This window comes from Bacillus sp. LB7 (assembly GCF_030449715.1).
GTDB lineage: Bacteria > Bacillota > Bacilli > Bacillales > Bacillaceae > Bacillus > Bacillus paralicheniformis.
On record NZ_JASGCA010000008.1, the window covers coordinates 90483 to 104070 of the forward strand.

11 protein-coding genes and 1 pseudogene are annotated in these 13588 nt (G+C 49.7%); 5 read left to right on the plus strand and 7 right to left on the minus strand.

The annotated features are described in order from the left end of the window. Nucleotides 1-5 precede the first annotated feature (5 nt). The 6 genes from QMZ64_RS12425 to QMZ64_RS12450 form a co-directional block, all read right to left on the minus strand. Nucleotides 6-1352 carry a lysine N(6)-hydroxylase/L-ornithine N(5)-oxygenase family protein gene (locus QMZ64_RS12425; RefSeq protein ID WP_265627361.1) on the minus strand — a complete coding sequence of 449 codons (1347 nt, stop codon included), beginning with the start codon at nucleotides 1350-1352 and terminating at the stop codon, nucleotides 6-8. After that, the gene (locus tag QMZ64_RS12430; protein WP_265627363.1) at nucleotides 1327-1881 is read right to left on the minus strand and encodes a GNAT family N-acetyltransferase; all 555 of its coding nucleotides are present in this window, start codon (nucleotides 1879-1881) and stop codon (nucleotides 1327-1329) included. The genes QMZ64_RS12425 and QMZ64_RS12430 overlap by 26 nt, the downstream gene beginning before the upstream one ends. Beyond that, entirely contained in the window at nucleotides 1878-3644 is a 1767-nt protein-coding gene (locus QMZ64_RS12435; RefSeq protein ID WP_265627364.1) for an IucA/IucC family protein, read from the minus strand. The genes QMZ64_RS12430 and QMZ64_RS12435 overlap by 4 nt, the downstream gene beginning before the upstream one ends. After that, the gene (locus QMZ64_RS12440; RefSeq protein WP_265627365.1) at nucleotides 3641-5152 is read right to left on the minus strand and encodes a pyridoxal phosphate-dependent decarboxylase family protein; all 1512 of its coding nucleotides are present in this window, start codon (nucleotides 5150-5152) and stop codon (nucleotides 3641-3643) included. The genes QMZ64_RS12435 and QMZ64_RS12440 overlap by 4 nt, the downstream gene beginning before the upstream one ends. Then, a complete protein-coding gene (locus QMZ64_RS12445; protein WP_265627366.1) occupies nucleotides 5136-6482 on the minus strand; it encodes an aspartate aminotransferase family protein in 1347 nt (448 codons plus the stop codon). The genes QMZ64_RS12440 and QMZ64_RS12445 overlap by 17 nt, the downstream gene beginning before the upstream one ends. Before the next feature lie 279 nt (nucleotides 6483-6761). After that, nucleotides 6762-8201 carry an aminotransferase-like domain-containing protein gene (locus tag QMZ64_RS12450; protein ID WP_265627367.1) on the minus strand — a complete coding sequence of 480 codons (1440 nt, stop codon included), beginning with the start codon at nucleotides 8199-8201 and terminating at the stop codon, nucleotides 6762-6764. Between the two features lie 132 nt (nucleotides 8202-8333). Here QMZ64_RS12450 and QMZ64_RS12455 point away from each other — a divergent pair, with 132 nt between their 5' ends. The 5 genes and pseudogenes from QMZ64_RS12455 (at nucleotide 8334) to QMZ64_RS12475 (ending at nucleotide 12386) form a co-directional block, all read left to right on the plus strand. Next, complete coding sequence (locus QMZ64_RS12455; RefSeq protein WP_265627368.1) at nucleotides 8334-8939, plus strand: LysE/ArgO family amino acid transporter; 606 nt, start codon at nucleotides 8334-8336, stop codon at nucleotides 8937-8939. A gap of 103 nt (nucleotides 8940-9042) precedes the next feature. Next, nucleotides 9043-10317, plus strand: a pseudogene (locus QMZ64_RS12460) (spore germination protein); the annotation flags it as partial. 5 nt (nucleotides 10318-10322) lie between these two features. Next, on the plus strand, nucleotides 10323-11303 hold the full coding sequence (locus tag QMZ64_RS12465; protein ID WP_265627369.1) for a GerAB/ArcD/ProY family transporter: 981 nt from the start codon (nucleotides 10323-10325) through the stop codon (nucleotides 11301-11303). Beyond that, the gene (locus tag QMZ64_RS12470; protein WP_265627370.1) at nucleotides 11300-11707 is read left to right on the plus strand and encodes a hypothetical protein; all 408 of its coding nucleotides are present in this window, start codon (nucleotides 11300-11302) and stop codon (nucleotides 11705-11707) included. The genes QMZ64_RS12465 and QMZ64_RS12470 overlap by 4 nt, the downstream gene beginning before the upstream one ends. Next, nucleotides 11664-12386 (plus strand): Ger(x)C family spore germination C-terminal domain-containing protein, encoded by a 723-nt coding sequence (locus tag QMZ64_RS12475; protein WP_442872666.1) that lies wholly within the window; start codon nucleotides 11664-11666, stop codon nucleotides 12384-12386. Before QMZ64_RS12470 ends, QMZ64_RS12475 begins: the two co-directional genes overlap by 44 nt. 153 nt (nucleotides 12387-12539) lie before the next feature. On the opposite strand, the gene iolX is transcribed toward QMZ64_RS12475, so the two are convergent. Further along, nucleotides 12540-13568, minus strand: coding sequence for a scyllo-inositol 2-dehydrogenase (gene iolX / locus QMZ64_RS12480; RefSeq protein WP_301441337.1), 1029 nt, complete (start codon nucleotides 13566-13568; stop codon nucleotides 12540-12542). Between the last annotated feature and the right edge of the window lie 20 nt (nucleotides 13569-13588).

Here is a 13588-nt window from a genome sequence, read left to right on the forward strand (position 1 = left end):
CTCCTTTATGAGCCGTTTGGCACAGCCGTTTTTTCCGCGATTCCTGTTCCGAATGTCTGAAAAACTGTTTTGTGGCTGACATTGTATACTTCTCTCCCGGCTAGCTGATTGATGATCACCGAGTTCCGGTAAGCGCCGAGTCCCAGGTCAGGCGCTCCGACACCGTGCGTGTGCAGCTCTCCGTTTTGAACGAAAATATGGTTTTTTGATGTTGCCGCTGTCACCAGCCTGTAGTCGCGCGTAATCACATAGCGGCCGCCCGCGTCCTTTTCAATCAGACTGTCAACAGGTGCCAGACATTCCGGCAGCCTCTCTTTATAGCCCGTCGCCAGAACGACCGCATCTGCCTGCCGCTTAAACCGTTCTTCATTCACCCGGTTGGCGCAGTGCAGAATCAGCGTTCCCCCATGCTGTTCGATCTGCTCGACTTCTGTCATGGACTGAAGATCAAAAGCCGCTTCCCGCCCTCCGCAGGTCCGCTCATACAGAAGATGATAAATATCTCTGATCGTCTTCGCGCTGATTCCTTTATAAAGCAGACCCTGCTGCGTTAGCAATTCATCTTTTTTCCACTGCGGAAGCTGATAGAAAAAATCGATATAGTCAGGCGAAAAATATTCGAGCCCGAGGTTCGAGTATTCCATCGGGAAGAAGCCTTTTGAGCGGGTGAGCCAGCTGACATGCTCCGCTTCATCTTCACCGACCAGGTCATAAAACACCTCGGCCGCGCTTTGACCGGAGCCGACGACAGCCACCCTTTTCCCTTTAAATCCGCCGGGCTTTCTCATTAAATACTCAGCTGAATGGAACACCGAGCCACCCAAAGCGTCTGAGAGCGTTTCGGGAACGTGCGGGCCCGTTCCAATGCCGAGCGCAATATGCTTCGCGTAATATACGGCTTCCCCGCCGTTTTCCCGATTCGCGACTCGCACCTCAAAAAGCGCGTCCGAGTTCGATTCAATGAGCGAGATGCATTCAACATTCATCCCGAAGCGGCACGAGTCGAGCTGTTCTGCCACCCAGCGGCAGTAGTGGTTGTATTCCTTTCTCGGAATATGAAAGTCTTCCAGAAAATAAAAAGAATACAGACGGTTATGCTGCTGGAGATAGTTTAAAAAGCTGTATTCGCTTGTCACATCGGCCATGCTCACCAAGTCGGCCAAAAACGGCACCTGCAGTGTCGTTCCTTCAATCAGCATGCCGGGATGCCAGTTAAAGCTTTCATTCCGTTCAAAAAACAGCGCATTAATCTCAGGCACGGAATCGGCCAATGCGGCAAGACCGAGGTTAAACGGCCCGATGCCGACGCCGATGACATCATATACATCAGAGGGTCTCTTTGTAGAGTTCATTTTTCTTCTCCTTTTCAAAAAAACGTTCTCGTTCGCAAAACATCAATAATCCGGTTTTATCAGGGAGATTCACAGGTTTAATCGGGCGAAACCCGCATTTTTCAAAAACATGAATCATTTTTTTGTTGCGGATATCCGGCTCTGCGATGACCTTTTTTGTCATAGGCTCGGCAAATTGCATGCTGACCATCGATTTTAAAAGCGGAAGGGCCAGACCTTTTCCCAAGTACTCTTTTTCCCCGATCAACAGGTGGATGCCCTGGTCAAAAGGTTCATTGTCATAGTGTTGTTCAATGACGTCACCCTTGACCCAGTACGACTCCCAGTAGCTCATCGGCACACCGTCGATGGAACCGATGTAGAGCGTTTGGTGGGGGTCTGTGATGGCCTTGTAAAAATGGGCTTCAAATTTTGCAAACGGCATGTTTAAGTGCCAAAACGGGATGACATGCTCCTCCTGCATCCAGCGGTAGACGAGCGATACGTCTCTTTCATAGTCCGCTTTTTGAAATGTGATCCGGTCATTCATTGGACAGCCGCCGCCTCCTTTAACAGCGGATTGCCGACAGACGTATAGCGAGACTGGGTTTCAAGCGAGCCCGTCAGCTCATCCATGTCGTAAAATCTCGTCAGCAGATTGGCCTTGCACGGAAGCTCCGAAAACCGAAGCAGGCTGTCCGTCAACTCAGTGATGCCGTAAATTTGTTCCGCTTTTTCAAGCCGCTCTCTGATCATGGACAGGAGCGTTTCTTCCCGAATCAGCCCTTCGCAGCCAAAACCGTTCACCAGCCCAAACAAATGGTTGAAGAAGAAATAATAGCGCAATCTCTCAACAGCCACGCCGTCCGAGCAGATCGTCTCGCTCCTTTCGCTCAAGCCTTCGATCAGCTTGGAAAGAATCCCGGCTTTTGATTCGCTGTAATAATAGCCTTGGTTATCCCTGTAGTAAAACGTCTCCGGATAGCCGTTTTTTAAGCGGATGACGGCGTTTTGCTGGTGCGCTTCAATCGCCAGCCCGTATGTTTCAAACAGCCATAAAACAGGCTCAAGCGAAATCGATAAGTATTTGTCAAACCAATCGATGCTCACTTCTTCCGTCGTCCGCCCTTCTTCTAAAGCCAGCCCGCGGATGACTGAGGACAGCCGCGACTCTTTCCCGTAAGCGTGATCTTGACAAAGCCCGGCGACAAGACTGGCAGAACGGTCGTCTTCATAAAACGGATTCTCCCTGATCACGACTTCAAAGCCGGACTCCCCGTTCTCTCCCCGAATCGAGATGTAGGCAGGATCTGTAATGACGCGAAAGCCCGGAAACTCTTGTTTTAACCGTTGACCGAGTTCTGTCTGAAGCAGCCGGGCCATTTCAACACCTCTGTCTAATTCTTTCTGCTTGTTCACACGAAGCGAATTCGTGATTTTGATCGGGATCGAGAATTTGTACATATAGCGCGAGTGCTTGCTGTAAACCGTGCGGACGGAGGATGTCGCCGTGAACGTCCGGCCCTTTGCGCCGAGATATGTAAGGAGACCTTGATCGATCAATTTTTGCACATACGGCTCCTCCAGCAAGGCTCTCGCCTGGAGCGGGTGTGCGGGAAGGAGCGCAAAGTCCGGATCTGCTGTTTGGTCATCCAGCCAGTTATTGTCAATCATCGGGTCGTTTCTCAATTCCTCTTGGATGACTAGCGGCGCTTTTGTTCCTGTACTTGAATCGTGCAGAACGAGCGAGGCATGCGCCTTAAAGTAATGAAGCTGAAACTCCCCTTTCAATTCAGGTGAGAAAATATTTTCCTCTTCAGGTTTCATCCCCTGCCTGCTTTTTGGCGTCGGGTGCATCAGATGGCCGAGCAAGAGCGACTGCTCCGCTTCGATAAACGTAAAATCAGCGCGGCTAAGCTCATTTTGATCACCGGCCCGTTCTTCCACATAACGGCTGATATTGCGGCAGCTCAAAATGACTCTGAGCATGAATTCATCCTCGGCACCCCCGCGGTTTTGCTGAAGAAGCAATTCTTTTGAAGCGAGGGAGACGAGCGTGACATAGTCGAGCGGAAGCGGCTTTTCGTTTTGGGTTGTTTGATAGTAAAGCGGAAATGAGAAAAGGTGCCTTCCCGTCTTCGACCAGTACTTGATCGGAACGATCAGCTCGATTTGCTGGCGTTTTAGCGGGACAATCAGCGTTTTTTGAGAGCCGTCCGCGATCTCACGTGTTTTGATGCCGGTTTCACGCAAATAGCAATTTAAAAAACTTTGAATCGTAGCGTTTTCTGCTATTTCTTTAAATGAACTCATCTTGTTACCCTCCTGCTATTCGTATAAAGACTTGCCAGCTCTTGAATCCTGCCGAGAATGTCGTCAAGATCCGAAATCGTCGTCCGCGGATTCAGCAGCGTGAATTTTAAATACGTTTTCCCGGCTGCTGCCGTCTTGGCGATCACCGCCTGTCCCGTTCTGAACAATTCTCTGTGGATACATTTATTCAAACGGTCGTTCTCTGCGTCGTCTTCTGAGGCGAGGCAGCGGAAGACGACAGCGTTCAGTTCAGGATGCGGATTCAGCAGTTCGAACCGATCGTTTGCGGAGATTTTTTCCGCTGCCGCTTCGGCCAAGGCGAATGTCCAGTCAATCATCTCGGCGAATGTATCTTCTCCAAGCACACGCAGCGAGACAAACAGCTTTAAAGCGTCAAAGCGCCTCGTCGTCTGAATCGATTTATTGACGAGATGAACGATACCCTCCGTTTCATCCTCTTCAGGATTTAAATAATCGGCATGATAACCAATCAAGCGGAAATGCCTTCTGTCTTTGACAAGAAAAGCGCCGCAGCTGACCGGCTGATAAAACTGCTTGTGGAAGTCGACGCTGATCGAGTCGGCCCTGTCGATCCCGGCCAATTTATAGCGGCGGGTTCTGCTCAAAATCAACGCCCCGCCATACGCGGCATCAACGTGAAGCCAAAGCCCGCCGGCATGCGCGGCATCCGCAAGCTCGGAAAGCGGATCAATGCTTCCGAAGTCCGTCGTACCGCATGTGGCAACAATCGCAAATGGATGTAAACCCGATTCCTCCAGTAGCGCTGTTTTTCGCTTTAAATCGTAAAGGCTCATCCGCTTTTCATCATCTGTATCGACGAGTACGACGGCGCGCTCTCCGAGTCCGAGCTGGGAAGCCGACTTTTTCACGGTAAAATGAGCATCCTTTGAACAGAGGATCCGCAGCCTGTTCGCTTCCGGCGGCAGTCCGTCCTTCTGTACGTTCCAGTTCCACTGCTTTTCACAGAAAGCATCGCGGGCCAACAGAAGCCCCATGTAATTAGACTGTGTGCCTCCGCTCGTAAATGTACCGTCAGCATCCTTTCCATACTCGAACTTTCGGCAAAGCCACTGCACCATTTCTTCCTCGATCAATGAAGCCGCTCCGCTTTGATCAAACGAATCCATCGACTGATTCAGCACACTGATCAGCATCTCTGCAGCGAGTGCCGGGATGAGCGGCGGACAGTGCAGGTGTGCGGCGCATTTTGGATCTTCAACATGAATCCGGTGCGGCAAATAGGCTTCTTTCAGACCCTTGAGAACATCCGCAAGCGGTTCTCCCGCTTCCTTAAACGAAAACAAGTTTTTAATTTCGTGCTTTAATTCATTCGGCATTTTCCCGCTGTAGGGCTTCGATTTATTTTTCCAATCGGCCCACAGCGTCTCTACAGCGGCCTCGGCCGCGTCGCGGTATGCTTTGATCCCCTGTTCACCGTTGTGCATAAACAGGGAATCAAAGTTTTTCTGTTTACTTGACTGCTTCATAGACGGCCTCTCTGAAGATCGTGATAATATCGTCAATTTGCGCCTCTGTTACGATGAGCGGCGGCAAGAAGCGGATCACGCTTCCGTGGCGGCCTCCCGTTTCAACGATCAGTCCTTTTTCAAAGCATTTTCTTTGAATCACGCTTGCAAGCTCCGCATCAGCCGGATAGCTGCCGTTTGCGTTTTGTTTTTTATGCGGTGCGACAATTTCGGCGCCGATCATCAGCCCCCGTCCCCGGACATCGCCGATTTCAGGAACGTATTCCTGAATGTCTTGCAATTCCTGCATGAGCTTCGCACCGACTTTTTCTACATGTGATAGTACATCGTGCTCTTTTATATATTTTAACGTTGCACTTCCGGCCGCCATCGCCATCTGGTTCCCTCTGAATGTGCCGATGTGCGCCCCCGGTCCCCACTGATCAAGGTCTTGATCATAGATGACGACAGACAGAGGAAGACTTCCGCCGATCGCTTTTGAAAGGACGATGACATCCGGTATAATGCCGGCGTGCTCGAACGCAAACATTTTTCCGGTTCTGCCGATGCCGGTCTGCACTTCATCGATGATCAGAGGGATTCCGCGTTCTTTTGTGATCCTTCTCATTTCTCTTATCCATTCAGCCCGAGCCGGAACTGAGCCTCCTTCTCCTTGTACGGCTTCAAAGATCATCCCGGCCGGCTGTAAAACTCCGCTTTCCGGATCATCCAGCATATTTTCGATATATGCGCTCGACAGCTTGTGGCTCGCCTCTCCTCCGCTTCCAAACGGGCAGCGGTATTCATACGGGTATGGCAGGAAATGCACATCAGGCATGAGTCCCTGAACGTTTTCCTTTGGAGATAAATTACCGCTCAGCGCCATCGTTCCGTGAGTTGCTCCATGATAGGCCCCGTGAAACGACAAGATGGTTCTTCTCCCCGTTGCCGTTTTGACAAGCTTGAGAGCGGCTTCGATCGCATCGCCGCCGGTCGGACCGCAAAACTGGATCTTCGCCCGTTTGGCAAACGCCTCAGGAAGGCTCGCAAACACTTCGCTGACAAACTCTTCTTTGATTTCCGAAGTGATATCAAGGGTGTGCAGCGGGCGTTTTTCATCAATCATTTTTTGAATCGCTTCAATCACAACTGGATGATTATGACCAAGCGCAAGCGTCCCCGCTCCTGCCAGGCAGTCATAATATTGCTTTCCATCCGCATCAGTCACCAAGACGCCTTCCGCGGTTTGCATGGCGAGCGGAAATCTTCTCGGATATGAACGCGCATTAGACTCTCTTCTATTTTGCTGCTCCAAAAACACTTGATTTTTAGAACTCGTTTGTACAGGCATAGAAAGCACTCCTCCAATTGATAAAGATTATCATTTTCAATGACAAAAAAAGTGTATATTTTGTGACACCGGCATGTCAATAAGATTCAGAAAAATAGGTCGTTTCTCACAATGAGGCGTATGAAGATTTTCTCTGCCGCAAATTCATCTTTAATATGAATCAATAGTTCCTTGAATGATATGTTAATGGAATTTTTTGGACTGTTTTTAAATAACCTGAGGCCTGAAAGCGGGGCGGCTGCTGAACGCCGATTTTTCAGCAGCCGATACAGCCGGGGCTCACATGAGTTTCCCGGCGAGTTCTGCGATCGTTTGAATGCCATAGCGAAGCTCTGGCAAAGAGGCGTACGAATAGGACAATCTGATGCTGGATTTGGCTTCTTTATCGTAGAGGGTGCCGGGATTGATGAGGATGTTTTTCTGTAATGCTTGTTCGAACAAAACGCTGAGCGAGAGCGGCTTTAGAAATGTGATCCAAATGTAAAACCCGCCTGAAGGCTTTTCCCAGCGGGCGATTCCTCTGCAATAGGTCTCAAGACACCGGAGCGCCTCATCCCGCCTTTGTCTCAGTTCGCCTTTGATCCGGCTGAGATTTTTATCATAAAGCCCGCTTGAAAGCCACTTTGCAGCCGCCCATTGCGACAATGAACTTGATCCGTAGTCAGTCTGCATTTTAATATCGGCCAGCCTCTCGATGACGGGCTCCGGACCAGCGACCCAGCCGATGCGAAGGCCGGGGCTGACGGTTTTCGATAGTGTGCCGACATAAAGAATGCTGCCTTCTCTGTCCATGGCCTTCAGCTGCGATGACGGCGGACCGTCAAGCCGCAAGTCGCCGTATGCGTCATCTTCAATAACCGGGAGCGACAGCCGCTTGCTCATTTGAATCAGCTCGCGCTTTCGTTCCTCGGACATCAGTTTGCCCGTCGGATTGTGAAATGACGGAATCGTGTAAAGCAAATCGGCGCCATGCCGTTTTTTTACCGCCGGAATGACGGAGGGGTCTAATCCCCCGCCATCCATGGGAAGCCCGCAAAGCCGCATGTCCATCGATTGAAAAACGTGGAGCGAGTATAGGTATGACGGCGTTTCCGTCAACACGACGGCTCTCCGCTTCAAAAGGCCGATCGATATGAGCTGCAGCGCCTGGAGCGCTCCGGAGACAATCAGAATCGAATCGGCCGATACACGCACACCCTTTCGGCCCAGATGCTCCGCCAGCACCTCTCTTGTATAGCGGCTTCCTTTCGGTTCTTCATACCCGAGCATCAGCCTATCAGACGCGGCGCCGCGAAGAATCTCTTCCATCTGTTGATAAGGCAGCAGTTTAGGCGCCAATTCACCTGTGCCGAGCCTGATGATCCCTTCTGTAAACTCCTGCCTGTTGATTTCCTGAACCGTCATTGAATTGGGACGGTGAATCCCCGAATGTACATAACTCGTCCAGTCAAGCGGCGGCCCCGCCGTCAATTGTGACCATGTTTGATTGGCCACCTTTGTGCCTCCGCCCCGGTTGCCTTCAAGAAATCCTTGGGCTGTCAGCTCGTCCAGAGCCGCGGTAACCGTGCTTCTATTCACTTGAAAAATGGAGGCCAGCTTGCGTTGTGAAGGGATTTTCGTCCCGGCCGGCCATTCGCCCTGTAAAATCTTCTCTTTTATGATCTGTTCGATTTGCTTGTATAACGGAATGTCTGAATGTTTGTTCAGCTGTCTGTGCACTTCATGTTCAGCTCCTTTTTTTAAAAGATAGCATTTGGCTGGGCAGTTAGACCAGCCAAATGGCCGGAGACATTCTCCGCTTCTTGCTCTACAATAAAACGGATGTTTTGAATGAAAGGGGTTTTTGCAGTAATGAACGCAGCTATTCACGGAATAATTCTCGCTTTTGGACTGATCTTGCCGCTCGGCGCGCAAAATGTCCTGATTTTTCAGCAAGGGGCCGCATCATCGGGCATTTGGCGTGTCTTGCCGCTGGTGATCTCCGCCTCGTTGTGCGATTCCCTCCTGATTATACTGGCAGTCACAGGTATTTCCGCGGCTGTCGCCGGCCTTCCCGAAGTTAAATTTGTCCTTTTGACCGGAGGATTTCTGTTTCTCATTTATATGGGATGGGTCACATGGAGAAGCAAGCCGGCGGTAGAAAACGCGTCCCAAGCTATGCCGGCTAAAAAGCAAATCGCTTTTGCTGCGGCCGTATCGCTCTTAAATCCGCACGCCTTGCTCGATATCGTCGGCGTGATCGGCACGAACTCTTTAGCGTATGAAGGTGCGGATCTTTGGCTGTTCACCTGTGCATGTATGATCGTTTCGTGGCTATGGTTCCTGGGACTTGCCGCAGCGGGAAGACTTCTCAAACAGCTCGATTCACAAGGCGTCGTAATGACTTTGTTCAATAAAGGATCTGCGGCTGTCATGTGGGGTCTTGCCGTCTACCTCGGCGCCTCGCTGTTTACCTGATTCTGCGGGAATGCGGCTTCTGTCCGCATAAACCTGAGAAGCAGCGAGCACAATAAGGACATCCGGTAACCCGGCAATGATCAATCGCTGATGAGGGATGTCCATGTTTCGAAAATATAAAAGAAAGGGAGCCGGATTGCGGAGCGCTCCCATTACGAGAGATGCCCTTCTTGATGCCACCGCCGGTATGGCTGATGCGGTGATCGAAGAGCATGAAACAAAAGGCGGACAAAAAGCAGTATTTTACTATTTACATACCATCATTGATCGGGTCATGTTGCAGCAGTCAATCATCAGGCCTCTGATCATGAGCGCCGAAGAACAGTCAATATATCGCTGTTTAAAAACCTTTGTTTTGCACGTTGAACCGATCGTATCTTTGGAAAGCGCAAAGGTGTGGCTGATGTCCGGTTCGATCATCATCCATGATCCGAACAGGCAGCAGTGGTTTGCGATCCCGGTTGAAAATCGGGTCGGCCGGCAGATCGAACCGTCTCAAACCGAAACGGTGATGTACGGTCCGAAAGACAGTTTTACCGAACAGCTCGACGTCAATCTTTCTTTGCTGCGGCGCAGGCTGCCTTTAACCAATTTAAAAGCGGAAAGGCTGACGGTCGGTTCGCTTAGCAAAACATCTGTTGTCATCGTTTATATTGCCGGATTAACTAATCCAGAATTGATTGAGGAAGCCAGAAAAAAAATCGAGGAAACCGATTTTGACATGATTTTCGATTCCGGACAGCTCACTGAATTGATTGAAGATCATCATCATTCGATTTTCCCGCAGTTTTAGAGGACCGAGCGTCCCGACATTTCCGCATACAATTTAAGCATTGGCAAAGTCGCCATTTTGGTCGATCAGACGCCCTTTATATTACATGCGCCGATCACGTTTTTTCACCTTTTTCACTCCGCTGAAGATTATACGACGCGCTGGCCGATTGCCAGCTTTTTTAGAATACTGCGCTACGCCAGTTTTTTTCTGTCTATTTTGCTCATCCCTTTATATGTGGCTTTGTCGACTCATCATTATCATATGTTTCCGCTCCAGATTCTTTATGTGCTGATCGAATCAAGGAGCAAAGTGCCGTTCACCCCGTTTTGGGAAGCGGCCCTTATGCTGCTCGTTATTGAAATTATTAAGGAAGCCAGCGTGCGGATGCCGACAAAATCAAGTTCAACATTGGGGGTCATCTCGGGGATTGTCATCGGGGAAGCGGCGGTGCAGGCCGGCTTTGTCAGCAAAGTGCTGATCGTTTTGGTCGGCATCTCAACGGTCGCGTCATTTTTGGTGCCCAACTACATCGTCGCTAAAGGGCACACTTTGATTCATTTTACGATGCTCATGTTCTCCGCCTGCCTCGGTTTTTTCGGATTGATCTTATGCTCGCTGTCGGATTGCTGTCACAGTTCAACTTGTACGTGTTGTCCAAATGGCTGTCTTCTCCAGCGGCCGCAAAAGGCTATGAAGGCTTCGCCGCTCTCTTCGGCGAACGCAAGCTGCGCTTTTTTATCCTGATCGGCTTAATTCAGCTCGCGTTAAAGATCGCGATCATGATCACAAGCTACGCCGAAGCGGTGAGACACTTCATCTTTCCCGCCATCAATATCAACTGGCTTGTGATCTTGATTCTGGTGATCAGCGGATATGCGGCCTCCCGCGGCATGGAAAATACGATGCGCTTTGTCATCATTGCCTTTATGTCATCATTTTGGATCGTGTTCATTTTTATCAGGTTTTACATCCCCCCGATCGCTTCCTTGACCGATTTATATCCGTTGATTCCTTTTGAGTGGACTGAACATTCTTGGAAGGCGCTACTCGTCATGTGGTCTTCTTTTTCCAGTCCCGAGTATTTGATTTGTCTGGCTCCGTGGTTCAGCAAGGAAGCAAATGTGCTGAAATGTTTATCGGTCGGTAATGCGATTTCACTCTTCGAATACTTGTTTTTGTTTATCGGTGCACTGTTTTTCTACGGCTCCTCTTATTTGCGGGAAACCATTTTTCCGGTGATGAACATGCTCCGCTATTTGCAGTCACCGATTTTGGAGCGGATCGATACGTTTCTTCTGTCTGCCCATATGTTTCATTTTGCGTTTGTGAACGCAATTTTTTTGCTCTGCTTTTACGGAGGCCTCCGCATTTTGTTTAAAAGGATGGCCAAGCCTGTGACGCGAAGAGGATTTCTGTTCAGCTTTCTTTTGCTCATGGGTTTTTCGCTCGTGTTAAGCACCTGGATTTGGCAATCCGGAAAGCAGCAAGATATGTGGTTTTTGATCGAGGTATCCATCGGAGCCGTCACTTACGCATTGATTCCGACTATTCTTGTCATCGCCGGAAAACGAAAGGGGCGCATGCAATGATCAGCGGAAAACGCCTCATATTAAACTGCTGTATCGCGCTTGGGGTTTTCATGACGATTGAGGGCTGCTCTCCATTTGTTGAAAACAATGAGATTGAAGAAATCTCACCGGTTACCTTTTGGTACATCAAAGAAGGAAAAAAAGGAAAGATCTCAATGAGCACCACCGTCCCTCCGGTGGGCCTTGAAAAAAAGCGGCTGTTCAGCACCGAAGTCGATATGATCAAACAAGTCGGCAAGCGGTTTAATTTAAATTATTTCAACGAACTGAAAAACGGGCAGCTGAGAATGGTGATGATAAGAAAATCTCGCCGACAAAGGCATACTTCCGATTATCAACACGCTTCTGTCAGACCCGAAAATCGGCCCCCGCCTTTATCTCATCGTCGTCAACGGCGATTTTGACAAATATATACTGAGCGAATTGAAGCAAAGCGAGAATTTTGACTTTTATCTTTATCAGACGTTAAGGCATTTTGAAAGAGCCAACCAGGGTGAAATGAGCATCGTCAACCTGCATCAATTCAAAAACCAGCTGTACACCCACTATTCAGATCCTTACGTACCTGTTTTCAGCACCGATGGTAACCAGTTCACATATGAAGGAACAGGACTTTTTCGAAACGACAAATTCGTGAAGACACTGACCGGCATAGATGATCAAATTTTTCAGCTGATCAACAATAACAGGTATCTGAAGTTCCTCACGATTCCCAGCTTGTCAATCGTAATCGGCCAAGCCCGCTCAACCGTCACATTTGACTTGAATCAAAACAATACAGCTTTATCAATGAAAGTCACCATAAATGCGGGCATTGAAGAATACACGGGCGACAAAAACTTGCAGGATCAAAGCGAGTTCAGCGCACTCGTCCATGATGTGGAATCCGAATTGGAAAAGAAAACAGCGGACATGATAAAAGACATGCAAAACATTCGGGTTGATCCGCTTGAAGTCGGCGGTGAAGCGCTGTTTCCGTTTACAAAGCCGATAAGCGACAAAGCGTGGCTGAATCGTTGGGAGAAGATGGATGTCGAGGTCGACTATCAGGTGAATCTGAGACCGAATGTGAATGTGCAATAAGGGACACGCGGTTGATTGAAAACGCTAAAGAGAAAGACGGCAGCGGGCGGAGAAACGCTTCCTTCCGCCCTTTTTTCTGTCGATCCTATTGACCGCAGGATTTTCTTCGGCGTACTTTGTCTGTCTTCACAGCCCGTTTATGAGCGTCCCGTTTTATACCGTAAGCCGTTTCGTCTGATATTGAATCTTGACGGGCTTGCCTGTTGACCAGGATTCTGTGGCCGCAAGCGCGATTTCCAGATTGACCGCCGCATCCGCTTCAGTCACAATCGGTTGCGTTTTGTTGCGAACACACTCGGCAAAGTGCTGCAGCTCCAAGCAGTACGCTTCATGGAACCTCGCCTGGAAATCGGGAATGATATCATAGCTGCTCCCCTGCCCGGTCCGCACGGTAACCGCCGGGTTCCGCAGCGTGCCGATGAAGATGCTGCCGTCCGTCCCGATAATTTCGGCGCGTATATCGTGGCCGTAAGACGAATTTCGGCTTGCTTCCGCATCACCCGCCGCCCCCGAATCAAACTCCATATAGGTGAGCGCTTGATCGACATCATGGCATCCCGGCATGAACGCGTGCTTCAAAACCTTTCCGTGGCCGGAAACCGCAGTAATTTCAGCCCCCATTAAATAACGCGCGATATCATAATCGTGAATCGAACAATCGACGAAAATACCGCCGCTTTTTTTAATGAATTCGGCCGGAGGAGAGCCAAAATCGCGCGTGAACCCTTTATAATAGATCGGTTTGCCGATCTCCCCGGCATCGATCCTTCTTTTGGCATCCGCATATGCAGGATCAAACCGCCTCATAAACCCCACCTGGCAAATCACGCCCGTTTCTTTGACTTTAGAAATGACTTCCATCGATTCTTCAAGATTTAATGTCAGCGGCTTCTCGACGAAAATCTGTTTGCCGCATTCGGCCGCCTGTTTGATCACTTCGGCATGGGTAGATGTCGGCGTCACGATGACGACGGCATCAATTTCTAGATCGCGGAGACATTCAAACGGATCTTCAAACCACTTTTCAACACCCAGTTCAGCGGCAACCTCCCTCGCCCTCCCCTCTGCCGGATCGGCTACGGCGGCGAGCACGACTCCGGGCACCTCGGTTTTAAGGTTTTTCGCATGGTAATAGCCGAGCCTTCCGAGCCCCAATACGGCGCATCTCACTCGTTCTGTCATTTTCTTCTCCCCCTTTGCAT

Bases quoted from the DNA above. Each gene is read 5' to 3' on its own strand.
- QMZ64_RS12445 (WP_265627366.1), bottom strand. From the start codon at position 6,482: ATGCCTGTACAAACGAGTTCTAAAAATCAAGTGTTTTTGGAGCAGCAA.
- QMZ64_RS12465 (WP_265627369.1), top strand. From the start codon at position 10,323: ATGCTCGCTGTCGGATTGCTGTCACAGTTCAACTTGTACGTGTTGTCC.
- QMZ64_RS12430 (WP_265627363.1), bottom strand. From the start codon at position 1,881: ATGAATGACCGGATCACATTTCAAAAAGCGGACTATGAAAGAGACGTA.
- QMZ64_RS12425 (WP_265627361.1), bottom strand. From the start codon at position 1,352: ATGAACTCTACAAAGAGACCCTCTGATGTATATGATGTCATCGGCGTC.
- QMZ64_RS12455 (WP_265627368.1), top strand. From the start codon at position 8,334: ATGAACGCAGCTATTCACGGAATAATTCTCGCTTTTGGACTGATCTTG.
- QMZ64_RS12440 (WP_265627365.1), bottom strand. From the start codon at position 5,152: ATGAAGCAGTCAAGTAAACAGAAAAACTTTGATTCCCTGTTTATGCAC.
- iolX (WP_301441337.1), bottom strand. From the start codon at position 13,568: ATGACAGAACGAGTGAGATGCGCCGTATTGGGGCTCGGAAGGCTCGGC.
- QMZ64_RS12435 (WP_265627364.1), bottom strand. From the start codon at position 3,644: ATGAGTTCATTTAAAGAAATAGCAGAAAACGCTACGATTCAAAGTTTT.
- QMZ64_RS12470 (WP_265627370.1), top strand. From the start codon at position 11,300: ATGATCAGCGGAAAACGCCTCATATTAAACTGCTGTATCGCGCTTGGG.